Origin of the sequence: Arthrobacter sp. M4 (assembly GCF_020251205.1) — a bacterium.
GTDB lineage: Bacteria > Actinomycetota > Actinomycetes > Actinomycetales > Micrococcaceae > Arthrobacter.
On record NZ_JAIWYX010000005.1, the window covers coordinates 45,006 to 66,135 of the forward strand.

20 protein-coding genes and 1 tRNA gene are annotated in these 21,130 nt (G+C 63.4%); 14 read left to right on the forward strand and 7 right to left on the reverse strand.

Features of this window, described 5'->3' with window-relative positions; all coding sequences use genetic code 11:
• Positions 1 to 58: 58 nt before the first annotated feature.
• Positions 59 to 1,447: an NAD(P)/FAD-dependent oxidoreductase gene (locus tag LD110_RS10295; RefSeq protein WP_225498720.1), complete on the reverse strand. Its 1,389-nt coding sequence runs from the start codon at positions 1,445 to 1,447 to the stop codon at positions 59 to 61.
• A gap of 145 nt (positions 1,448 to 1,592) precedes the next feature.
• On the opposite strand from LD110_RS10295, the gene LD110_RS10300 reads away from it, so the two are divergent.
• Complete coding sequence (locus LD110_RS10300; RefSeq protein WP_225498721.1) at positions 1,593 to 2,276, forward strand: TetR/AcrR family transcriptional regulator; 684 nt, start codon at positions 1,593 to 1,595, stop codon at positions 2,274 to 2,276.
• Here LD110_RS10300 and LD110_RS10305 read toward each other — a convergent pair.
• Both LD110_RS10305 and LD110_RS10310 read right to left on the reverse strand, forming a co-directional pair.
• Positions 2,273 to 3,493, reverse strand: a complete 1,221-nt coding sequence (locus LD110_RS10305) for a ZIP family metal transporter (protein ID WP_225498722.1) — start codon at positions 3,491 to 3,493, stop codon at positions 2,273 to 2,275. The two genes, LD110_RS10300 and LD110_RS10305, sit on opposite strands and share 4 nt — an antisense overlap.
• Positions 3,490 to 4,665, reverse strand: coding sequence for a multicopper oxidase domain-containing protein (locus LD110_RS10310; RefSeq protein ID WP_225498723.1), 1,176 nt, complete (start codon positions 4,663 to 4,665; stop codon positions 3,490 to 3,492). Before LD110_RS10310 ends, LD110_RS10305 begins: the two co-directional genes overlap by 4 nt.
• 94 nt (positions 4,666 to 4,759) lie before the next feature.
• On the opposite strand from LD110_RS10310, the gene LD110_RS10315 reads away from it, so the two are divergent.
• From LD110_RS10315 to LD110_RS10325, 3 genes are all read left to right on the forward strand, one after another.
• Positions 4,760 to 5,431 (forward strand): metal-dependent transcriptional regulator, encoded by a 672-nt coding sequence (locus LD110_RS10315; protein ID WP_225498724.1) that lies wholly within the window; start codon positions 4,760 to 4,762, stop codon positions 5,429 to 5,431.
• Between the two features lie 134 nt (positions 5,432 to 5,565).
• Positions 5,566 to 6,711, forward strand: coding sequence for a mandelate racemase/muconate lactonizing enzyme family protein (locus LD110_RS10320; protein ID WP_225498725.1), 1,146 nt, complete (start codon positions 5,566 to 5,568; stop codon positions 6,709 to 6,711).
• A gap of 40 nt (positions 6,712 to 6,751) precedes the next feature.
• Positions 6,752 to 7,453: a FadR/GntR family transcriptional regulator gene (locus tag LD110_RS10325; protein WP_225498726.1), complete on the forward strand. Its 702-nt coding sequence runs from the start codon at positions 6,752 to 6,754 to the stop codon at positions 7,451 to 7,453.
• Between the two features lie 71 nt (positions 7,454 to 7,524).
• On the opposite strand, the gene LD110_RS10330 is transcribed toward LD110_RS10325, so the two are convergent.
• A tRNA-Leu gene (locus LD110_RS10330) sits at positions 7,525 to 7,607 on the reverse strand.
• A 391-nt stretch (positions 7,608 to 7,998) separates the two neighbouring features.
• Here LD110_RS10330 and LD110_RS10335 point away from each other — a divergent pair.
• The 7 genes from LD110_RS10335 (at position 7,999) to pknB (ending at position 17,773) form a co-directional block, all read left to right on the forward strand.
• On the forward strand, positions 7,999 to 8,736 hold the full coding sequence (locus LD110_RS10335; protein WP_225498727.1) for a DUF3662 and FHA domain-containing protein: 738 nt from the start codon (positions 7,999 to 8,001) through the stop codon (positions 8,734 to 8,736).
• A complete protein-coding gene (locus LD110_RS10340) occupies positions 8,733 to 9,215 on the forward strand; it encodes an FHA domain-containing protein (protein ID WP_225498728.1) in 483 nt (160 codons plus the stop codon). The genes LD110_RS10335 and LD110_RS10340 overlap by 4 nt, the downstream gene beginning before the upstream one ends.
• Positions 9,216 to 9,218: 3 nt before the next feature.
• Positions 9,219 to 11,075, forward strand: coding sequence for a PP2C family serine/threonine-protein phosphatase (locus LD110_RS10345; protein ID WP_225498729.1), 1,857 nt, complete (start codon positions 9,219 to 9,221; stop codon positions 11,073 to 11,075).
• Positions 11,072 to 12,487, forward strand: a complete 1,416-nt coding sequence (locus LD110_RS10350; protein WP_225498730.1) for an FtsW/RodA/SpoVE family cell cycle protein — start codon at positions 11,072 to 11,074, stop codon at positions 12,485 to 12,487. The genes LD110_RS10345 and LD110_RS10350 overlap by 4 nt, the downstream gene beginning before the upstream one ends.
• Positions 12,484 to 13,941: a penicillin-binding transpeptidase domain-containing protein gene (locus LD110_RS10355; RefSeq protein WP_225498731.1), complete on the forward strand. Its 1,458-nt coding sequence runs from the start codon at positions 12,484 to 12,486 to the stop codon at positions 13,939 to 13,941. Before LD110_RS10350 ends, LD110_RS10355 begins: the two co-directional genes overlap by 4 nt.
• The gene (locus LD110_RS10360) at positions 13,938 to 15,755 is read left to right on the forward strand and encodes a protein kinase (RefSeq protein ID WP_225498732.1); all 1,818 of its coding nucleotides are present in this window, start codon (positions 13,938 to 13,940) and stop codon (positions 15,753 to 15,755) included. Before LD110_RS10355 ends, LD110_RS10360 begins: the two co-directional genes overlap by 4 nt.
• 131 nt (positions 15,756 to 15,886) lie before the next feature.
• Complete coding sequence (pknB, locus tag LD110_RS10365) at positions 15,887 to 17,773, forward strand: Stk1 family PASTA domain-containing Ser/Thr kinase (RefSeq protein ID WP_225498733.1); 1,887 nt, start codon at positions 15,887 to 15,889, stop codon at positions 17,771 to 17,773.
• 61 nt (positions 17,774 to 17,834) lie between these two features.
• Here the strand turns inward: pknB and LD110_RS10370 are convergent, their stop codons facing one another.
• The 3 genes from LD110_RS10370 to LD110_RS10380 are packed head-to-tail and all read right to left on the reverse strand — an operon-like array spanning position 17,835 to position 19,378.
• Positions 17,835 to 18,476 (reverse strand): aminodeoxychorismate/anthranilate synthase component II, encoded by a 642-nt coding sequence (locus tag LD110_RS10370; RefSeq protein WP_225498734.1) that lies wholly within the window; start codon positions 18,474 to 18,476, stop codon positions 17,835 to 17,837.
• A gap of 7 nt (positions 18,477 to 18,483) precedes the next feature.
• On the reverse strand, positions 18,484 to 18,642 hold the full coding sequence (locus LD110_RS10375) for a hypothetical protein (RefSeq protein ID WP_225498735.1): 159 nt from the start codon (positions 18,640 to 18,642) through the stop codon (positions 18,484 to 18,486).
• Positions 18,643 to 18,646: 4 nt separating this feature from the next.
• The gene (locus LD110_RS10380; protein ID WP_225498983.1) at positions 18,647 to 19,378 is read right to left on the reverse strand and encodes a class E sortase; all 732 of its coding nucleotides are present in this window, start codon (positions 19,376 to 19,378) and stop codon (positions 18,647 to 18,649) included.
• Between the two features lie 368 nt (positions 19,379 to 19,746).
• Here LD110_RS10380 and LD110_RS10385 point away from each other — a divergent pair, with 368 nt between their 5' ends.
• The 3 genes from LD110_RS10385 to LD110_RS10395 all read left to right on the forward strand — a co-directional run bounded on the left by LD110_RS10385 (position 19,747) and on the right by LD110_RS10395 (position 21,123).
• Positions 19,747 to 20,001 carry a cell division protein CrgA gene (locus LD110_RS10385; RefSeq protein WP_225498736.1) on the forward strand — a complete coding sequence of 85 codons (255 nt, stop codon included), beginning with the start codon at positions 19,747 to 19,749 and terminating at the stop codon, positions 19,999 to 20,001.
• Positions 20,002 to 20,067: 66 nt separating this feature from the next.
• Positions 20,068 to 20,577, forward strand: coding sequence for a methylated-DNA--[protein]-cysteine S-methyltransferase (locus LD110_RS10390; protein ID WP_225498737.1), 510 nt, complete (start codon positions 20,068 to 20,070; stop codon positions 20,575 to 20,577).
• A 39-nt stretch (positions 20,578 to 20,616) separates the two neighbouring features.
• Complete coding sequence (locus LD110_RS10395; protein ID WP_225498984.1) at positions 20,617 to 21,123, forward strand: RNA polymerase sigma factor; 507 nt, start codon at positions 20,617 to 20,619, stop codon at positions 21,121 to 21,123.
• Positions 21,124 to 21,130: the final 7 nt, after the last annotated feature.

A 21,130-nucleotide genomic window follows, 5' to 3' on the forward strand; every position in this document is an offset into this window, starting at 1 on the left:
GCTGACACACAGGCGCGCATCAGCGAAAAGGCGGGTCAGGGACGAAGTTGGGAGCTAGCTAGACCGCGGCCCTCAGGGCAACATCAGCTGCAATGATCCGCGCTGCCGTCGCCTGGCCCATCCGGATGGCGCCGTCGACGTGCTGGTACCCTTCGGCAGCCAGGTCGGAGGAAGACCAGTAAATCGGACCAACCGGGGTGTTCTGGTCCTTGCCGTAGCGGTGCAGTCCGCCCAGGTCGTAGCTTGAGGCATACGCTCCGCGGGTCCATTCTTCGGAGCCCCAATCGGATTCGTAGTACACCTCAGGCGTCAGAGCCTTGTCGCCCAGGAAACCAGCGATTGATTCCAGGATGGCGCGCTTGCGGTCTTCGGCGCTGAGCTCGAAGACCCCGTCCGCCTTCTCGTCAGAGACGAAGCCCACCAACGTCCCACGGGTATCCCCATAGTTGGTGTTGTCGTAGACCTCCTGGACAAGGGCGTCTGCGCCGAAGCACGTGCCGGACAGCCCCTCCTCGCGCCAGAACGGTGTGTCGTAGACCGCGTGGACCTTGATCACCAAGCCCAGCGACTGGTGCTGATGCATCTGGTGCTGGCGCCGCGGCAACGGCGGGTTAAAGGACACACGTGAGTAGAGGTTGGGCGGAACCGCCATGATGACGAACCGGGCCGCCACAGTGGCGCGGTCAGAAACCGCCACAACGCGGTGGCCGCCGTCGCCATCCTCCTCCCAGTTGATGGTGCGCACGGGGCTGTTAAGGACGACGGCGTCACCCAGTTCCGCTGCCATCTTCAGGGAGACCTGCTGCATCCCGCCGATCACGCGCTTGTCCAGAATGAAATCCTCGTCCGTGAGGTGCGTAAACGAACCGGCCGACGCAGCCATCAGGACGGCCTGTAGGGCCGAGAAGGAGTGGGCCGGCTTGGTTAGCATTCCGCCTGCGATGAACAGGCCGATGTTCTTGCACGCTTCTTCGTCGGCTGACTGCTGACGGAGCCAGTGATGGAACGAGATGGTGTCCAGTTCCCGGGCCTTCGGGTGGGCCCAGGGTTCGGTGGGGCCGATCTCGGCGGCGAGTTCGTCGAGGATCGACACAAGCCGGTCCATCTCCCGCCGGGTGTCCTCGCCTACCGGAAACGTATCCCCTGTGTAGCGGGTGGTCCGGCCGTCCGGGCCCTGATATAGGGATTCGCCGGCACGGTAGCGGGAGTACATTCCGAGTCCCAGCTGCTCCAGGAGTCCCATAAGTGCCGTTTGGTCTGGGGAAACCCATTGTCCGCCGATTTCCAACATGGCGCCATCCACACTGTCGGTCCATGTCCGGCCACCCACGCGGTCGCGGGCCTCCAACACTGCGACGCTGAGGCCGGCCTTCGTGAGTTGGCGAGCTGCGGTGAGTCCGGAGGGGCCGGCGCCCACGATTACAACGTCGCGTTCCAGATGAAGCATGATGTCCTTTCCTGGTCGCCGTCGTTGGCCGACCATTAAATGAATGTCATTCATTTATCTCCAATATAGCGGTGGCCCGGCCCGCTGTGAAGCCCCCAAAGACCCAAGTGGAATAATGCTGAGGTCGCCCAACGAAAGGCCCGTCATGCCTGCACCCAGCCCAGCATCTGCCGGGACCACTCCCCGACGTCGTGCCGGCAGGCCCACCGCGGCGGTCCTGGACCAGACCGTCATCACCAAAGCAGCCGTGGACCTGATCAACCGAAAGGGCTACGAGGCGCTGACTATGGCTGCCCTCGCCAAGCAATTGCAGGTTGCACCGTCGGCCCTCTACAACCACGTGGCATCCAAGGACGACGTGATGCTGCTCATCGAGGACCACGTGGCGGACCTGGTTGATGTGTCCGCCTTCGAAACCGAGCCATGGGATGCGGCCGTGCGCCGTTGGGCATGGTCATACCGGGACGTTTTCTCCCAGCACACCCCGCTCATCCCGATCATTGCCGTGATGCCGGTTGCCAACGCTCCCAAGACCCTTGCAATGTACGAGGCCGTGACGGCGGGCTTCCGTCGCGCCGGCTTCCCCCAGGAACAGATCATCTCCGCGGTGGTTGCCCTGGAGGCCTTTATTTTCGGTGCCGCCTTCGACGTCAACGCACCGGAGGACATCTACGACGCCGGCAGCCTGGCTGAGCGGACCCCCAACCTCAATGCCGCCGTCGACAGCCTCGCGGCGCAGGGCCACAAGAGGCCCACCGATGTGGCCTTCAGCCTCGGCCTGGAGGCCCTGATTTCGGGTTTCGGCGCACTGCTGGCCGGGAAGGGCTAAGCCACCACCAGCAAACCGGTGGTGAACATCGCTGCCATCCCGGCCACCATTCCAACAACTGTGGGAACAGTCAGCACCCTGCCGCCAGGATCCTTCATCAGCGGCAGGATCTTGATTGCTACCTGCGCCACCGCGCCGGCACCGAGGCCAAGCAGGAAGGCCGCGAGGGCCGGCTGGAAAACGGTGGCTCCGAGGACCGCGCCAAGGATGGCCGGGGCGCCGGCGATCAATCCGAGCCCCATCAAACGCCACAAGCCCGCTGGTTGCCGGGACAGCGGGGTCACGATCGCCAGACCTTCAGTGGTGTTGTGCAATGCGAAGCCCACAATCAGGGAGGTGCCCAGCGCCAGCGAGCCGACAGCGTAGGCGGAACCTATCGCGAGTCCCTCACCAAGGTTGTGCAAACCGATTCCGACGGCAACAAGCAAAGCGAGCCGCAACCCGCCCGCCCGTGCCGGTCCGCCCAGGTCCGCGGCGGCACTCGAACCGGCATCCCGCCGTCGTACCATCAGCGCATCGCTGCCCTCCAGCAGCAGGTACGCCAGCAACGCGCCCAAGACCACCACCAGCGGACCGCCAAAAGCGCCATTCCCAGCCACCAGGCCAAAGGCCTCGAAGGCAGCGTCGAATGCCAGGAACGCCAGCAGTCCAACGGTCAAGCCCAGCAGTGCCCGCACCCAAATCGCGGGAGATCGCCGGACAAATGGCATCCACAACATGCCAAGTGCCACCGGGATCACGCCCACATACACCCCAAGCAACGCCATCAACCCAAAGAATTGTGTTCCTCGCTCCGGACTCGCCGCCGCGGCCGCGATGTCCGTGGTGAACTTCCCGCCCGTGGAGGTCACCAGGGCGATTTCATACGGATCGCCTTCCACCCAGTTGTAGCTGACACTGATCGTGGTGGACTCCAGCGGTGCCATCGTGGGACGGCTCTGCTCAAACGTCGTATAGAAGTCTGAAACGTTGACCTGCGCGATGGATACCGGATCCGGCCCCACGTTTCGCGCCGTGATGACTATCTGTCCCGGATCCAGGCGAATACTTTCGACGGCGACCTCCTCCTTGGGCGGGATGCCGCCGGATAACCCTTTGAGTGCGGGATTGAGCGCCGCGAAGAGCACGGCGACTACGGCGATCAACAAAAGTGGACCCAGCCCGAGGACCCAGCGACGCCAGCCGGCCACTTGTTTCCGGGACTGTGTGGCAGTCATGCCGCTGCCACCTCGAAGAAGCCCATCCAGCCGAGCTCGGCAAACTCGGTTTTGTGGGCGTGGAACATGTACTTCCCCGGGAACGGAAATCTCACTTCCACGATCCCGCGCTGTCCTTGGACCTGAGACACAGTGTCCGTGTATTCGCTGGGAGTCAGCATGGTGCCGGTCGGGTAGTAGTGGAAGAAATTGCCGTGGATGTGGAAGGAATTGACCGGGTCGTACTCCAGGACATTGATCAGGTGGATGCGGATCAGGGCGTTCTGGCGGACCCGGACAGGGTTGTCCATAAAGTGGAACGGAAGTCCGTTGACCGAATAGAACTCGTTGTCGTCGCCACCATCGGTGTTGTAGCCGTTCATGACCATAACCAACTCGTCATCCGCCGGCGGCCGGCCGGACTTTGGCTCGATGACGAATCCGCCGTACAGCCCTTTGGCAATGTGCGGAGCCAAGGGCGACTGGTGGCAGTGATAAAGATGCGTGCCGAACGGAACTGCGTCGAATTCGTATGTGAAACTCCGCCCCGCTGCAATGGATCCTGCCCCAATTCCCGGCGTGCCGTCCATCTCCGCGCGGTGAATGCCGTGGAAATGAAGCGTGTGCGGATGCGTTCCTTGGTTGGTGAAATGGATCCGCAGGGCGTCGCCCTCCTTTGCCCACAGGGTGGGGCCCGGAATGCGGCCGTTGTAGCACCAGCCCTTGAACACCACCCCAGGCGCGATCTCAAAGTCCTTGTCCACGGATACAACGTCCCACTCCCGCAGCGTCCTGCCGTCGGGCAGTGTGCTGGTGCGGCCGCGGTCAAAGTCGCGGAGCACCGCCGTCGGGTCCATGCCCGCCCGCGCGGGCGGCACCGATCCCCCGGCGAACCCCGGGTGCCCGGCATGGGTCCACATCGACGACGGCGATCCGCCGGCTTGGCTGCCAGGCTGTCCGCCGGCGTGCCCGCTGGAGGAGCTGCCGCCGTCGTGTGTGTGACCGGATCCGGCGTCGCCGGGGAGCAATGCCTCGGGCCGGCGGGACGGCCAGAGAAGTCCGACGCCGGCAGCGGTGGGCAGGGCGGCAAGGGCCGCGGCGCTCGAGAGCATGGCGCGACGACTCGGCAGTCCGGCGGTTTTTGCCCGCTCGTTCCGGGGAGTGTTGGTTTCCGGGGCGAATTCCGCGCACATACGCACTCCATTGATCAAACACCAATGTTAGATCACTCTAACATTTATCCTCTGCCACCCGACAGCACGCGTTGGACTTGTTAGAATCGAAGCCATGCCCGTTTCCGAGCTTTCCTCCACCGCACAGGACTATCTGAAGCTGATCTGGTCCGCTACGGAATGGGCGGACAAGCCAATCACGGTAGGCGTCATGGCGGAGCGTATCGGCGTCAAGCCCTCCACAGTCTCGGACGGAATCAAGCGCTTGGCGGCCCAAGGCTTGGTGACACACGCCCCCTACGGCAGCATCGAACTCACGGAGGCAGGCCGGGAACATGCCGTGGCCATGGTTCGCCGCCACCGGCTCCTGGAAACGTTCCTTGTGGAGATCCTGGGCTACGGTTGGGACGAAGTGCACGACGAAGCCGAGGTCCTGGAACATGCCGTCTCCGATCTCATGGTGGATCGGATCGACCGACTGTTAAAGCACCCTTCGCGTGATCCCCACGGCGATCCCATCCCACCGGCAGTTGGTACACCGGCAGCCACTGTCGGTTTCCAACTGGACCAGGCCAAACCTGGAAGCCAGGTCACAGTTACCCGCATATCCGATGAGGATCCGGACATGCTTAGGTACTTCACGGAACTAGGACTCGCTCCCGAGTCGCGCCTCACCGTCCGCGAACGCCGGCCCTATGCCGATGTGACCACCGTCCGCATCCACGGCCAGGACTCGGACATCGCGCTGGGGACCACTGCGGCGGCGGCCATCTGGGTGGTCGCCTAAACATTCCTGCTCCAAGAGGCAGTCAGTTTAGGGGGGCGACTTGTATAACAAGTCTTTGATTTATAGAGTAGGTTCGAGCCCGGCAAACGCGCGGGCGTGGGCGACGATGCTCCGACCCGGACCAAGGAGGACCCATGGGTTCCGTAGACCTCATCAGCCACGTCAAGCTCTCTACCGCAACCCTCCCCCTCGCTGTTCCCATCAGTGACGCCAAGGTGTTCACCGGAAGGCAGAAACCCATGACAGAGGTGGTCTTCCTTTTCGCCGAGATCGCCACCGAACAAGGCCGCACGGGCATCGGCTTCAGCTACTCCAAGCGCGCAGGGGGGCCGGCACAGTACGCACACGCCAAGGAAGTGGCAGAGGGCCTCATCGGCGAGGACCCCAACGACATCGGCAAGATCTACACCAAACTCCTGTGGGCCGGCGCCTCGGTGGGTCGCTCCGGCGTCGCCACCCAGGCCCTTGCCGCCGTCGACATTGCCCTCTACGACCTCAAGGCCAAGCGCGCCGGCCTCCCACTTGCCAAGTTCCTAGGCGCCTACCGCGACTCGGTTCAGACCTACAACACTTCCGGCGGCTTCCTCAACGCCTCGCTGGACGAGGTCAAAGCCCGTGCCACACGCTCCTTGGACGAAGGAATCGGCGGCATCAAAATCAAAGTGGGCCTCCCGGACACCAAGGAAGACCTGCGCCGACTAGCCGGAATCCGCGAGCACATCGGCTGGGACGTACCGCTTATGGTGGACGCCAACCAGCAATGGGATCGCGCCACCGCCCTGCGCATGGGCCGCCAGCTTGAGGAATTCAACCTGGTCTGGATCGAGGAACCGCTGGACGCCTACGACTTCGAGGGCCACGCCCACTTGGCACAGATATTGGACACGTCCATCGCAACCGGTGAGATGCTCGCATCTGTTTCTGAACACAAGGGGCTGATCACCGCGAACGGCTGCGACATCATCCAGCCAGACGCCCCGCGCGTCGGCGGCATCACACAGTTCCTCCGACTCCTGGCCCTGGCCGACGAACGCGGGCTGGGCCTGGCTCCGCACTTCGCCATGGAGATCCATCTGCATCTCGCCGCCGCCTATCCGCGCGAGCCGTGGGTGGAGCACTTCGACTGGCTGGACCCGCTGTTCAACGAGCGGCTTGAAACCAAGAACGGCCGCATGATCGTTCCCGACCGCCCCGGCCTAGGTGTCTCCCTGAGCGAGCAGGCCCGCGCCTGGACCACGGACAGCGTCGAGTTCGGCAACGGCGTCCCGGCCGGAGCCTAGCCTGATGGCCGACATAGGACCGCCGCGTAGCCTTGGAGGCATGAGCAAAAACCTGACCGTCGCCGTCGCCGACCGCCTTAGAGCGCAGATCGTCGACGGCGAAATCCAGCCCGGAGAGAAGCTCCCCAGCGAGAACACGCTGATCAGCAAGTTCAGTGTGAGCCGGACAGTGGTCAGGGCTGCGATTACCAGGCTTCAGGCCGAGGGACTCGTGGAGACCGAACGCGGACGGGGCAGCTTCGCGCTGACCCCGCCGCCGGACGCCGGCGCTCGAACCCAAACCGGGAGGCCTGTGGTCAGCCTTGAGGATCGCCTGAACCTATTGGAGTTCAGGATCGGCGTGGAATCCGAGGCCGCCGCCCTGGCGGCACGCAACCACTCGGACCGCCAACTCTCGGCGATGTCGACGGCATTGGATGGCTTTGCGGGCAGCGGTGGCCACCCATCCACGGCCATGAAATACGACTTCGAATTCCATCGGGCCATCGCCGAAGCATCTGCCAATCCGTTCTTCGCCGACTGCATTGCCGGACTTGGTCAAACCATGATCGCCATGCCCCGCACACGCCTTATGCCCGGCGGAGAACCGTACGCCCCTGAGCAGTTCGAACGCGTGGTCCAGGAACACACCTCTATATACGCGGCTATCGTGGAACGGGATTCCGCCGCGGCAGCGTCGGCCATGCGCACGCACCTGGGCAACTCCCGCCGCCGGCTACGAGCTGCGGCCCGCGCAGACTAGAACTCCCGCCTATGAACCCAGTAGGCAAGACAACAAAAAACCCCGATCCGAAGACCGGGGTTTTCATTGCGTGCGCGAGGGGGGATTTGAACCCCCACGCCCTTTCGGACACTGGCACCTGAAGCCAGCGCGTCTGCCGTTCCGCCACTCGCGCGCAACTTCTTTTGCTTGTCTGTTGCCAGTCTCTTGACGTTACCGGCTTCATCCCTGCAAAAGCAGCGAGATCAAGCATAACGGACACCGGGAGCAAAACACCAATCGAGCGCAGGAGCCCGTAAATCAGCCTCAATATCGAGCCCACTCGAACACCCGGTCTCTGCCCAGGAGGGTCCAGCAAGCCGCGGAAACAAGGCTAAGAACCTGTGAAAAGAGGTTGAAACCGACGAACCTTTTCGCGCTCTGGTGCGTTGTGGATTAGGGCCATTAACAGGGTTGGACAGTAGTATCGGGTGTAACGGCGATTGTTGCGCACGCACTCCGGCGTGTGCAGATAACTGTCCCTGGCACTTGCTTCTGCAGGACATCGGCACGGAAAGGAGAAGACCATGGGTCTGCTGGATAAAGTAGAACGCGGCATTGAAAAAGCCGTGGGCGCTGTCTTCTCCACGGGGTCCCGGGCGCGTGTTGAGCCAGTGGAAATTGCCAGCCGGCTTCGAAGGGAACTGGACAACAAGTCCATCACCATTGCTGCCGGCCGCACGCTCGCCCCTAATATCTTCGACGTCCTGCTAAGTTCCGAAGACTTCAGCCGTGCCCAGGAGTGGGGCACTCCGCTGGCCGAGGAACTCTGCGACGTTGTTATCCAGCACGTCAGGAGCCAGGGCTACACACTTCAAGGTCCCGTCCGGATCTCCTTCCTCAAGGAGGAAGCGAACCGCCCGGGCTCCTTTGAGATCGTCTCCAAGACTGAGAAATCCTCAGGCTCTGCCACTCCGCAGCGCCCGAATGTCCCCGCGGCCCCCACTCGCAATCCCGGCAAGCTCCAGCCCGTCCTGGACATCGCCGGGCAGCGTTACTCGCTGAACGCACCGTCTGTAGTTCTGGGCCGCTCGTCCGAAGCCGATATCCTCGTCGAGGACACCGGCGTTTCCCGAAAGCATCTTGAAATCCGCAACGAGAACGGGGCCACCTGGGCCGTTGATCTCGGTTCAACCAACGGAAGCTACGTCAACGGCCACAAGGTCAACGGCAGCGTGGAACTTACTGACGGTTCCACGATTTCGATGGGGCGGACCAAAATCATCTTCCGCCTCCTCCCCGTGACCAATGGCGGCCGCCCATGAGTGAACTGACTATTACTGTCCTTCGTTTCGGTTTCCTGATCCTGCTATGGGTCCTTATCTTCAGCATCGTGTCGGCCATGCGCCGGGACCTGATGATCGGCCGCAAGGCTGCCACGGGTGCCCCCACCGCGCGCCAGGTGCGGAAGGATCCTTCGCTGGCCACACCACCGCCGCAGCCCGTCCGGCAACAAGCCCGCCAGTTGGTTGTAGTGGAAGGTCCGCTCAAGGGCACTTCCGTACCGCTGGCGTCCAGCCCCATCCTGCTTGGCCGTGCCCAAGAGGCCACGCTGGTCCTGGAAGACGACTACGCTTCGGGCCGGCATGCCCGTTTGTTCCCGCAGGGTAGCCGCTGGTTCATCGAGGATCTGGGCTCCACTAATGGCACCTACCTGGCCGACCAGCAGCTCACTCGCGCCCTGCCGGTGGAGCTTGGCGTCCCCGTGAGGATCGGCAAGACGGTCATTGAATTGAGGCCGTAGCCGATGGCTGTTGCCCAGACCACCGAAGGCAATGCCGTGCCTGCCCAGCGCCCCTTGATCATGCGCTACGCGGCCCGTTCCGACGTCGGCAGGATCCGTTCCAAGAACGATGACTCCGCCTACGTCGGGCGTCACCTGGCCGTCGTCGCTGACGGCATGGGCGGACACGCGGGCGGTGACATTGCCTCCGCGTCGACGGTGCTGGACATGATCCACCTGGACCAGGACAACTACGACGGCGATGCCGAAACCGTCCTGGCCGATGAAATCCAAACGGCCAACTCCCTGCTTTCCGAGCTGGTTCACATCAACCCCAAGCTTGCGGGCATGGGAACCACGGTCACGGCGCTCCTCCTCGCCGAGGGCAAGCTGCACTTCGCCCACATCGGCGATTCCCGCGCATACCGGCTCCGCGGCGGCGCAGGCGGCACGTTCGAGCAGATCAGCGTGGACCATACCTTTGTGCAACGCCTCATTGACGAGGGCCGGTTGCTTCCGGAAGAAGCTGAGTCCCACCCGCATAAGAACGTCCTCATGCGCGTCCTGGGAGACGTCGATGCCAGTCCGGAGCTGGACCTTGCAACGCTGGATGTAGAACCCGGCGAACGCTGGCTCCTATGCTCTGACGGCCTGAACTACGTTCCGGGCAACGTCGTGGAGAAGGTGGTCCGCGAGACTCTAAGCCTCAGGCAATGCGCCAACAAGCTGGTCGAACTGACCCTCGCCGCCGGCGCACCGGACAACGTCACCGTGGTGGTTCTGGAAATCAACCAGGAGACCCACGACGACGTCAGTACGGACGCCGTCGACGTCGTGGCCCTTCCGGCGGCGGCGGACAAAATAACAGGCACCAAATCTGCCGATGAAGAGCCCGACGGCGGGACGGCAGCTAAGGCTCCAGCCGCAGCAAAGGCGGCCGCTGTAGAAAGTCCGGCTGCGGCGGCAGCAGCCAGCGGTAAAGCCGATGCCTCCGCTCAGCCCAAGGCCAAGCCGACTGCCGGCGCTGGCAGCGATTCAAAAGCAGTCCCCAGTGCCGCAGGTGGAACGCCATCCAGCAAGACTGCCGCACTGGCGTCAGAGGCTGCCGCCTCTTCCAGTCCCGCAACGGACGATCTCAAGGAACCAGACACCACCACAGATCCGCATCTTGGGGAACACCTGTCCGCCGAGGTCCTCCGCGAAGAACTGGCAAGCCGTCCGCACGAGTTAGTGGGCGCAGCCGCCGAAGCCGCGGAAACCGGCTCGATTCCCACAGTCGCCGGGCGAAGCGTCGCCCGCCGCGCGGCCACGGTCCTCACGCACAAGGCGGAGCAGGACCGCCTGGCAGCCCTCGAGGCCGAGGAAGGTACCCATCCGCGCCGCCGCCGCTGGATCACGGTGACCTTCGCCGCCGTCCTGGCGCTGTTCGTGGTGGCGGGCCTTTGGCTTGGGTACGCCTGGACCCAAACCCGTTACTACATCGGCGAATATGACCGGCGTGTAGCAATCTACAACGGCATCTCGCAGCGATTGGGACCCATTCAGCTCTCCACGCTGGAAACCGTGACCGAAATCCGCATGGACTCGCTGCCCGAGTTCACGCAGCAGCGCGTACGGCAGACCGTACCAGCCAGCGACCTCTACGACGCCCAAGCCATCGTCCGGAACCTGAAGGAAACGGGCAGCACCACGCCCGGAGAGTGCGCCAAGCCGAGCGCCAGCGCTTCCCCAACCGCCAGCACCGCCCCAACCGCCAGCCCGGGCTCGACGGCGCCGTCATCACCGGGTGCCCCGTCGTCAGCTGCGGCGGCCAGTCCGCAGCCCACCGGCCAAGGCAGCGCCGCGCCCAAAACCAGCCCGACGTGTGAGGTGGCGAAATGACACCTATTGATGCCGCCCCAAAGCCACGCCGGAACGTTGAATTGGTCTTGCTCCTGCTTGCCCTTGGCGTGGGCATCGGCGCCAGTGCCCTGACAGGACTGAATACTGACAAGTCCTTCGACAATGACTTCTGGTTCCAATCGAGCCTGCTGGCCGTCGCTGCCCTTGCCTTCCATGTGGTCCTGAGGATCCGCGCGAAGTATGCCGATCCGGTGATTCTTCCCATTGTCGTGGCCCTGAACGGTCTTGGCCTAGCAATGATCCACCGGCTTGATCCGCCTGGCGCGGATGCCGGCAACAACCAGCTCCGCTGGACCGTGGTCGCCATGGCCGTCTCCTTGGCGGTGATTTGGGCCTTGAAGGACCACAGGATTCTGCGGCGCTTCACCTACATTTCGCTGGCTGTCAGCGCCTTGCTGCTCATCCTGCCCCTTGTTCCAGGCATCTCCGCTGGTGAGATCCTGGGTGCGAGCGTCTGGATCAAGCTTGGGCCCATGACGTTCCAGCCCGGTGAAATCGCCAAAATCACCCTGGCCATATTCTTTGCCGGTTATCTTTCCTCCAACCGCGACCTCATCCTGTTGGCTGGCCGGAAGATCGGCCCAATGCAGTTCCCGCGGTTCAAGGACATGGGCCCCATGATCACTGCGTGGCTGGTCAGCATCGGCGTCCTGGTCTTCCAGCGGGACCTCGGCACCTCGCTCCTGTTCTTCGGCCTGTTCATCGTGATGATCTACGTCGCTACCAGCCGCATCAGCTGGGTGGTGATTGGCCTCGCCCTGATCCTGGGCGGTGGTTTCGCGGCGTCGCGGATCTTCTCCCACGTCGCCTTCCGCATCGACAGCTGGATCAACGCCTTTACTCCGGAAGTGTTCGGCCGTTCGCCAGGCGGCAGTGGCCAGATTGTCCAGGGCCTGTTTGGAATGGCCGACGGCGGGCTGGTCGGCACTGGCCTGGGGGAGGGCCGTCCGGACCTGGTTCCGTTCGCGAACAGCGACATGATCATTGCGTCGTTTGGCGAGGAGCTGGGCCTGATGGGCCTGTTCGCCATTGTCCTTCTGTACCTGATGCTCGTCACGCGTGGCTTCCGGGCCGCCCTGGGCACCAGGGACGCCTTTGGCAAACTCCTTGCCTGCGGGCTGTCTTTCGCAGTGGCCCTCCAGTGCTTCGTGGTGATCGGCGGCGTAACGCGCCTCATCCCGTTGACCGGTCTAACCACACCGTTCTTGGCGGCTGGTGGTTCGTCGCTGCTGGCCAACTGGATCATCGTTGGATTGCTCCTGATGATTTCGCACACAGCCCGCGGACCGGTGGACACCACACCCATGACCGAGGCGTCTCCGGCACCCGGAGCCAGCTCCATTCCCCGTAGGCCCTCCCACAGTCCCACAGAGGCGGTGAAGCAACAGTGAACCAGGCCATTCGAAGCTCTTGGCTTGCCGCCGTTGCCATGTTCGCCCTCATTTTTGGTGCCATCAGCTACATCCAGGTGATCGGTGCGGACGACCTCAACGGCAACCCGTGGAACCAGCGCGCCATCCTGCAGAACTACTGCAACAACCGTGGAGCGATCATTGTTGCCGGTACTCCGATTGCGGAATCTGTGACGGGTTCGGAGACCTGCAAGTTCCAGCGCAAGTACACCCAGCCCGAGCTCTACGCCGGCCTCACCGGGTTCTTCTCCAAGAACTACGGCTCCACCGGACTTGAGTGGGCGCTCCGGGACGAACTCGCTGGCAATTCGGACCAGCTGTTCCTGGATAGGATCGGGCAAATGTTCCTCGGCAGCCAGCCCAAGGGCGCTTCCGTGGAGCTGACCATCGATCCAGCCATCCAGAAGCTCGCGTATGACCTAATCCCCGAAGGTCAGCGCGGCCACATCGTTGTCACGAATCCGAAGACCGGCGCCATCCTGGCAATGGTGTCCAAGCCTTCCTACGATCCAAACCTCATAGCGACGCATGACGCAAACGCGGAAAAGACCAACTACGACGCCCTCAACAAGATCCCGGGTATCAACCTGAACCAGTCGGTCAGCGGACCCACGGGCGCCCTGCTGGCGCCGGGATCGACATTCAAGCTCATTGACACCGCCGCTGCCTTGAGCTCAGGCAAGTACAACAAGGACAGCCAGTTGCCTAACCCCAGCAGCCTCCCGCTGCCGGGTTCCTCGGCGAGCCTGCCCAACTACGCTGGCGGCAACTGCAACGTCAGGAACACGGCCGACTTTGCGTTTGCCCTCGAACAATCCTGCAACACGCCGTTCGCCAGCATCGCCCTGGACCTTGGCGCGGACGCCATCGCCGCGCAGGCCACCAAGTTCGGCTTCAACGAGGAGCTGGGCAACCAGCTGAAGCTTCCTTACGCCAAGAGTGTCTTCCCGGACAACCTGGACCGCGCGTCCCTGGCCCAGTCCGCCGTCGGACAGCGGGACGTTCGCGCCACACCGCTGGAAGTCGCCTTGATGACTTCTGCGATCGCCAATGGCGGTGTGCAAATGAAACCCAACCTGATCAAGACGGTCCGTGCGCCGGACCTGCGCGTCATCAACGAGCCTAAGCCCGAGGTCCTTCGGACCTCCACGACGCCGGAAATCTCCCGCCAGATCACCGAGTGGATGACCGGCGTCGTTTCCAAAGGCATTGGTGCCGGCGCGGCCGTTCCGGGCATCCAGGTTGCCGGCAAGACAGGAACCGCCGAACTCGGCGACACGGGCCTGAACAACTCATGGTTCACCGGGTTCGCCCCGGCCAACGACCCGCAAGTGGCCGTAACCATCGTCATGCAGGGCGTCGATGTGTCCACTGGCGCAAAGCTAACCAGTCCAAACGCGAAGAAGATTTTTGAGGCGGTGTTGAATAAGTGAGGCCTACGTCAGGAATCACACTCGGCGGCAGGTTCCAACTCACCAGCCGCATTGCCATTGGCGGCATGGGAGAAGTGTGGAAGGCCAAGGACCAGATCTTGGGCCGCGCTGTCGCCATCAAGGTCCTCAAAGAGGAGTACACGGGCGACCCCGGCTTCCTCCAGCGTTTCCGTGCCGAGGCGCGCCACACGGCCCTGCTGAACCACTCGGGCATCGCCAACGTGTTCGACTACGGCGAGGAGGAGGGTTCCGCCTACCTCGTGATGGAGCTTGTTCCCGGCCAGCCGCTGAGCAGCATCATCGAGCGCGAGCAGGTACTCTCGCCGGACCGGACCATGTCCATCATTGCGCAGACCGCGCGTGCCCTTGCCATAGCGCACGCCCAGGGCCTGGTGCACCGGGACGTAAAGCCCGGCAACCTACTCATCACACCGGACAACCGGGTGAAGGTAACCGACTTCGGCATCGCACGCCTTGCGGACCAGGTTCCTTTGACCCAGACCGGCCAGGTCATGGGTACCGCGCAATATCTTGCCCCGGAGCAAGCCACGGGCCAGACGGCCACCGGCTCCTCTGACATCTACTCGCTGGGCGTTATCGGCTACGAATGCCTCACGGGGCATCGGCCGTTTTCCGGTGAGTCGCAGATCGCCATCGCGTTGGCCCAGGTCAACGACGCGCCGCCACCGCTACCGGACACCCTGCCCACGCCTGTGCGCGCCCTTCTGATGTCCATGCTTGCGAAGGACCCCAAGAACCGCCCGGCAAACGCCATCAAGCTCGCTGAAGCGGCGGAGGCCATCCGCAACGGTGACGTTGAGGCCGCCCACGCCGCGGTTCCCGGCATGTTGCTGTACGAATCCGCCACGGGTCCCATCACCGCTCCGGTTAACGTCCCGACGGCACCCACCGGCGTCGTCAGCTCACCCTACGGCCGTGAACGTCCGACGGCGACTTCCGCGCTTCCCGTGGTCGGCGCGGCGGCCGCCGGTGCGGCCGCTGCCGCCGCCACGGCGGGCGCCGGCTCCGGCACGGGACAGGGGAACACCCTGCACCGGGCCAACGCACTGGCAGCGGAACGTGGTTGGGAACCCGGCAATGACGAGGATGAAGACACCTACGAGGAGCAGCAGGAACCACCACGGCGCAAGCGCAGCCCGTGGACCTGGCCGCTTGTCGCCCTGATCCTGCTGGTTCTGTTCGCGCTGGTAGGCTTCCTGCTGTCGCAGTCCGGGCTGTTCGCTTCTAACCAGAACCCCGGAACCACCTCCTCAACCAGCGCCAAGCCAAGCGCCAGCCCGACCACCAGGTCCGCGAGCCCCACACCCACGCAGACGTCCGCGAGCCCCACGCCCACTCAGACCACTGAGGCTCCGGTCAACGTCATCCCGGACGCCTACCTTGGCCAGCAGTACAGCAAGGTGCGCAGCGACCTGATTGCCTTGGGGCTTCAGGTCAACGGAGTGGAGGTCTTCAACCCAGATCCGGTTGGCACGGTCACACAGATCAACCCTTCAGGCCCGGTTCCGCGGGGTACCGTCATCACGGTGCAGTACTCCAAGGGTCCGGAGATGGTGACCGTTCCCACCATCGGCCCGGGCGCCACCGAGGCACAGGTCCGCTCGATCATTGAGGGTGCCGGACTCCGTTGGCAGAAGGGTGACCCGGTTGACGGTTCATTGGGTCAGGCGCCCAACACGTTCGTCAGTTCGGATCCCGCATCAGGCAGCAAAGTCGAAGCAGGATCGGTGGTTGTTTACCACTTGTCCAAGTCCATCGTGCCTACTGCAACCAATACCGCCACACCCAAATAAACTGACCCGCCAGCCTTACAACGGCTGTCCGGCCCAGCCCGGACAGCCGCGGGGAATCCCAGCGATTCCACCGAACCAAAGCAGCGCTCCAGCGCAGGCCGCCAAGCACCAGTAGAGAGGACAGCTCAGCAATGAATACCCAGCGTGTCCTCAACGGACGGTATGAACTCGGCGAACTGATTGGCCGCGGCGGAATGGCAGATGTTTTCCGCGGCACTGATACGGTACTTGGCCGCACGGTAGCCGTGAAGCTCCTGCGTGCCGACCTGGCCCGGGATCCACAGTTCCTGGCCCGATTCAAGCGCGAGGCCCAGGCGGTCGCCGCACTGAACCACCCGGCGATTGTGGCCGTGTACGACACCGGGGAATGCCCCGCCACGGGCCCTGGTGAGAATGTCCGGGTTCCCTACATCGTCATGGAGTTCGTCTCCGGCCGGACGCTTCGTGAGCTGATTCGAAATCGCGAACTCAGCATCGAACAGTCTGTGGATTTCGCCCTCGGGGTGCTTGCTGCGCTGGAATACAGCCACAAGGCCGGCATTGTGCACCGTGACATCAAACCCGCCAACGTGATGGTCACTGGTGGTGGGGAGGACGTCAAGGTCATGGACTTTGGCATCGCCCGTGCCATGGCTGATTCTGCAGCGACCATGACCCAGACCCAAGCCGTTGTAGGCACAGCCCAATACCTTTCGCCAGAACAGGCTCTGGGCGAAACCGTTGACGCGCGCAGCGATCTGTACTCAGCAGCGTGCCTGCTGTATGAAATGCTGACGGGCCGGCCTCCATTCATTGGTGACAGTCCGGTATCCGTGGCATACCAGCACGTCCGCGAGGCCCCAGAGCCGCCCAGCAGCCTCAACCCGCAAGTTTCCGAGGCATTGGACAGCGTTGTGGCCAAGGGACTGCAGAAGAAACGGGCCGACCGCTTCCAGGATGCCGCAGCGTTCCGCCGTGCCCTACGGGCGGCGATCAACGGCGTCGCGGTTCCAGCCCTTCCGGCCACCGAGGTACCCACTGACCCGAACGACATGGTTCCGTCCCCGCAGGAGGCAACCGCGGCACTGAGCGTCACCGGCGGCGGCTACGCGGACGACGCCCGCACTGTGGGTATACCTGCGACGCAGCTAGACGACGCCGTCCTGTCACTGTACGAGGCCCCTGACGAGGACAACCTGCCGCTGGAACTGCCGCAGGAACGTACGCGGACTCGCCGCCAAAGGTCGCGCCGCAGGCTTTGGGCCGCCACTCTGGTGATTTTCACGCTGCTCATCCTCGCCGGAGCCGGGTTCTGGCTCTACAACACCGTGAACCAGAAACCGCCGCCACCAGCCAAGATCGCTGTCCCCTCCGTGCAGGACTTAAGCGAGTCGGCGGCCCTGCAAAAGCTCTATGAACAGAACCTAAAGCCGCAGATTAAGCGGCTGCCGCACGACACCATCGCCAAGGGAATTGCGATCGGCACACAGCCGCCTGCCGGATCATCCGTGGATCCGGGGTCGGACGTCACGCTGAATGTCTCCGATGGTCCAAGCGCTGTGACAATCCCGGCGGACTTGCCGGGCCGGACAGAGGCAGCCGTTCGCGACGTCCTGAGGCAAAAGGGCCTGGTCGGTGCACCCACCACAACGTTGGCGAACAGCGCCACTGTGCCCGCCAACATGGTCATCACAACAAACCCTGCCCCGGGCTCAACCGTGGCTGTTGGCTCCACTGTGGAGATCATCGTTTCCACGGGCAAGGTCCTGGTCCCGCAGCTGGCAGGGCTCACTGTGGCTGAGGCGGAAGCCTTGTTGAAATCGAACGGCTTGGGCATTGCCGTGAAGGAAGCCGAAAACAGCCAAGTGGAGCCTGGCAAGGTCACAGGGCAGAGCGACCCCGTCAACAGTGCGGTGGAGCAGGGCAAAACCATCACGGTGACCGTGGCGAAGGCGCCGGCACCAAGTCCGACGCCCACACCCACGCCAACGCCGAGCAAGAGCAAGGCCCAAGGAACCCCGCCGGAGCTCCTCGGCTAGGCAAACTCCGGAAGGCTGGCACTCCGCGGAAAGCCCAAGGAAAGCTGGGCGCCGGGAAACGCTAGCGCTGGATCAGGGGGCTCAGCTTCGAAGCCCGTTCGGCGGCACCTGCCATACCCACGGACTCCAACCAGTTGCCGAGCATCTGGTAGCCGCCCTCAGTGAGCACGGATTCCGGGTGGAACTGCACGCCACACAGCGGAGCGGTCCGGTGCTTGAGCCCCATGATCACGCCATTGGCAGTCTCGGCTGTGATTTCCAGGACGTCGGGGATGGTCTCCCGCACGGCAGCCAGTGAGTGGTAACGGGTGGCGGTGACGGGAGACGGCAGCCCGGCGAAGACGTTGTCACCCTGATGCTCAACCTTGGACGTCTTCCCGTGCATCAACTCCGGGGCGTGCGTTACCGTGCCGCCGTAGGCCTCAGCCAGGGCTTGGTGGCCAAGGCAGACACCAAACATGGGCTTGTTGTTATCTCCGCACCACTTGATCAGCTCAATGCACACGCCTGCTTCGGCCGGAGTGCCGGGACCGGGGGAGATCAGCACGCCGTCGCGGGCTTCGGCCAATTCAATGGCTTCGGACAGAGTTACGTCATCGTTGCGCACCACGGTGGTTTCCGCACCGAGCTCCTGAAGGTAGCCCACCAGGGTGTAAACGAAGCTGTCGTAGTTGTCGACGACCAGGATTTTTGTAGTGCTCATGGCGGGCTTATGAACCAATCGTTGAGTCGGTGAGGGAAGTGAATTGGGAGATCCAGGGGAAGACGAACTGGACAAGCAGTACCAGCACGCCGGCCACAAGGGCTGCGGATGTCAGGATGCGGACCCAGAGTGGCCCAGGCAAATGACGGAAAATCCACGCGTACATGCGGCTATCCCTTTCCGTGTGCGGCTTGGACCTGTGCTGCGATTTCGGCTGGCGGGCCTGCGGAAACCGGCTGCCATCGCTCCAGGATGGAGTAGGCGATGATCCGTTCCTGGGCCCCGAAGCGCGGATTGCAGCTGGTCATGGTCAGGTAGCTTTCCGTGGGCGTGGCACCTGGCTGCGTCGGGACCGGAAGGATCACGTCAGTCCTGCTCGGCAGAACGATCTGGTTGTTTCGGAACACGTAGGTGTAATACGCGTCCTTGGTCTGGATATATATCCGGTCGCCCGGCACCAGTTGGTGGATGTTGTCCAGCACGGCGCCGTGCGTTTGTCGGTGCCCGGCTACGGCGAAGTTCCCTGGAGCCCCCGGCATGGTGGTATCCGGGTAGTGGCCCAGGCCCAGGCTGTCCAAAACGTCCGAGCTGGTGCCCTGGATGAGGGGACGTGTGTAGTCCTTGCCAAAGCGGGGAATGTAGACGATGCCGATCGTTCCGCCATGTGCCGGTGGTGTGGCAACAGGTGGCGGACCGTAGTCCACCGGGGCAGTGCCTTGGGTTGCCGACGGCGACGGCACCGCAGGAGCCAGCGGCCCCTTGAAATCCTGAGTGAAGTTCTTGATGACCTCGTCCTGCTTGGCGTCGGCCTGGACATTGGTCCACCAGAGTTCCCATGCGACGAATAGCAGCAGGATGACCCCCGCGGTGATCAGGAGCTCGCCCACCACTTGGATGATCATGCGGACGACGTCGGACCCCCGGCGCCGGGGGCGGCCACCGTTACCGCCGTTTTTCCTGCGTCGCCGTCCGCCGTCGTCGTTCCTGTTGTTGGTTCCGCTGGTCCAGGTGCCGGCATTACCGCCTTGGGCACGGGTACGCGCGCGGGAGGTTTCCTCATCTTCGCCTGGCGTTGCAGCCGAGACGTGCTGCTGGGCCAATGGCTCTCCTCCTGACAGGCGGGGACAGCGCCGGTTTCCCCCAGAACTCCGGCTAGACTTGACAGCTAGTAGGAACCCAGAACATACCGTGAGCGCTGCGACCGCTGACGATTTCCTCACTGCAGGATATCAAGCTGTTCGCGGCATCACGCGCTGGCCAAGGAGGATCTGTGCCCGAGTCCAAGCCCCGAAAGCGTCCTGTCCGCCGGACCGAGGAGACAACGTCCGCGCAGGCCTACAAGCCGAACCCGGTGTGGTACAAGCCTGTGATGTTCGGGCTGATGGTTATCGGCCTCCTGTGGATCATTGCGTTCTACATCAGCCAGGGCCAATTTCCTGTGCCTGCCTGGGGTTCCTGGAACATTGTTGCGGGCTTCGGCATCGCGATCCTCGGGTTCCTAATGACCACCCGCTGGCGCTCCTAGAATCCGCCGCCTGGGCTACCGCCAATTCCGACCTCACGTTTTGGCCACCGTCAGCGTCTACTAAGCATGGGACCACGACACAGCACGCTCACCTCGCCCCTTGGCCGCCTTACCCTGGTTGCCGACGGCGATGTCCTCAAGGGCATCTTCTTCGATGGCCACTGGCATATGCCGCCTCAGGAATTCTTTGGCAATCCGGCAGCTTCGGACGACGCGTTATTCAGCCTGGTGGGACAACAGCTGGACGAGTACTTCCGCGGTGCCAGAAGCAGCTTTGAGATTCCGTACCGCGCCGACGGAAAAGACTTCCAGCAACGCGTGTGGACGCGGTTGGAAAAGATCCCTTACGGCACCACCGTCACGTACGGTCAGCTGGCCGCCGAGCTTGGCGACCCGGGGATGGCCCAGGCAGTGGGCGCCGCCGTCGGACGCAATCCGATCAGCATCCTGATCCCGTGCCACCGCGTGGTGGGCCACGACGGCAGGTTGACCGGGTACGCAGGCGGACTGGAGAACAAACGGGCCCTCCTGGACCTCGAAGCGCCCGAATGTGACCGGGAAAGCCGGCTCTTTTGACGGGCTCACATTCCTACCCGTGGGATCGTCTACAACGTGATGGAACCCAAAAAGCCCTTTGAGCGGATCGTCCGCGAGCATGGACCCACGGTCCTGCGGGTCTGCCGTGCCGTGGTGGGGCCGGACGATGCAGACGATGCGTGGTCGGAAACATTCCTTTCCGCGCTCCGGGCCTATCCGGAGCTGCCACCAACAGCGAACGTCGAGGCGTGGCTAATCACCATCGCCCACCGCAAGTCCATCGACATCATCCGTGGACGGAACCGCAGGCCGGTGGCGGTCGCCGAGCTGCCGCCGTCGGAATCCAGGCTCGGCGTCCCAGGTGACCGCCAGGCGGACCTCATCGCCGCCATCCGAAACCTTCCCGAGCGCCAGCGCCAGGCCGTCGCTTACCATCACCTGGCCGGCTTGCCTTATAGGGATGTGGCCGAATTGCTGGGCGGCACCGCCGAGGCCGCCCGCCGCGCCGCGTCCGACGGCGTCCGGAACCTGCGTGCCCAGCTCACCGTTAGCGCCGAGCCAGTGAAAGGACAACGCCATGATTGAGCAGTTT

Excerpts from the sequence above, each read along its gene's own strand:
- LD110_RS10300 (WP_225498721.1), top strand. The coding sequence starts at position 1,593 with ATGCCTGCACCCAGCCCAGCATCTGCCGGGACCACTCCCCGACGTCGT.
- LD110_RS10295 (WP_225498720.1), bottom strand. The coding sequence starts at position 1,447 with ATGCTTCATCTGGAACGCGACGTTGTAATCGTGGGCGCCGGCCCCTCC.
- LD110_RS10310 (WP_225498723.1), bottom strand. The coding sequence starts at position 4,665 with ATGTGCGCGGAATTCGCCCCGGAAACCAACACTCCCCGGAACGAGCGG.
- LD110_RS10370 (WP_225498734.1), bottom strand. The coding sequence starts at position 18,476 with ATGAGCACTACAAAAATCCTGGTCGTCGACAACTACGACAGCTTCGTT.
- LD110_RS10390 (WP_225498737.1), top strand. The coding sequence starts at position 20,068 with ATGGGACCACGACACAGCACGCTCACCTCGCCCCTTGGCCGCCTTACC.
- LD110_RS10335 (WP_225498727.1), top strand. The coding sequence starts at position 7,999 with ATGGGTCTGCTGGATAAAGTAGAACGCGGCATTGAAAAAGCCGTGGGC.
- LD110_RS10350 (WP_225498730.1), top strand. The coding sequence starts at position 11,072 with ATGACACCTATTGATGCCGCCCCAAAGCCACGCCGGAACGTTGAATTG.
- LD110_RS10325 (WP_225498726.1), top strand. The coding sequence starts at position 6,752 with ATGAGCAAAAACCTGACCGTCGCCGTCGCCGACCGCCTTAGAGCGCAG.
- LD110_RS10340 (WP_225498728.1), top strand. The coding sequence starts at position 8,733 with ATGAGTGAACTGACTATTACTGTCCTTCGTTTCGGTTTCCTGATCCTG.
- LD110_RS10305 (WP_225498722.1), bottom strand. The coding sequence starts at position 3,493 with ATGACTGCCACACAGTCCCGGAAACAAGTGGCCGGCTGGCGTCGCTGG.
- LD110_RS10395 (WP_225498984.1), top strand. The coding sequence starts at position 20,617 with ATGGAACCCAAAAAGCCCTTTGAGCGGATCGTCCGCGAGCATGGACCC.
- LD110_RS10345 (WP_225498729.1), top strand. The coding sequence starts at position 9,219 with ATGGCTGTTGCCCAGACCACCGAAGGCAATGCCGTGCCTGCCCAGCGC.
- LD110_RS10375 (WP_225498735.1), bottom strand. The coding sequence starts at position 18,642 with ATGTACGCGTGGATTTTCCGTCATTTGCCTGGGCCACTCTGGGTCCGC.
- LD110_RS10315 (WP_225498724.1), top strand. The coding sequence starts at position 4,760 with ATGCCCGTTTCCGAGCTTTCCTCCACCGCACAGGACTATCTGAAGCTG.
- LD110_RS10380 (WP_225498983.1), bottom strand. The coding sequence starts at position 19,378 with ATGATCATCCAAGTGGTGGGCGAGCTCCTGATCACCGCGGGGGTCATC.
- pknB (WP_225498733.1), top strand. The coding sequence starts at position 15,887 with ATGAATACCCAGCGTGTCCTCAACGGACGGTATGAACTCGGCGAACTG.
- LD110_RS10320 (WP_225498725.1), top strand. The coding sequence starts at position 5,566 with ATGGGTTCCGTAGACCTCATCAGCCACGTCAAGCTCTCTACCGCAACC.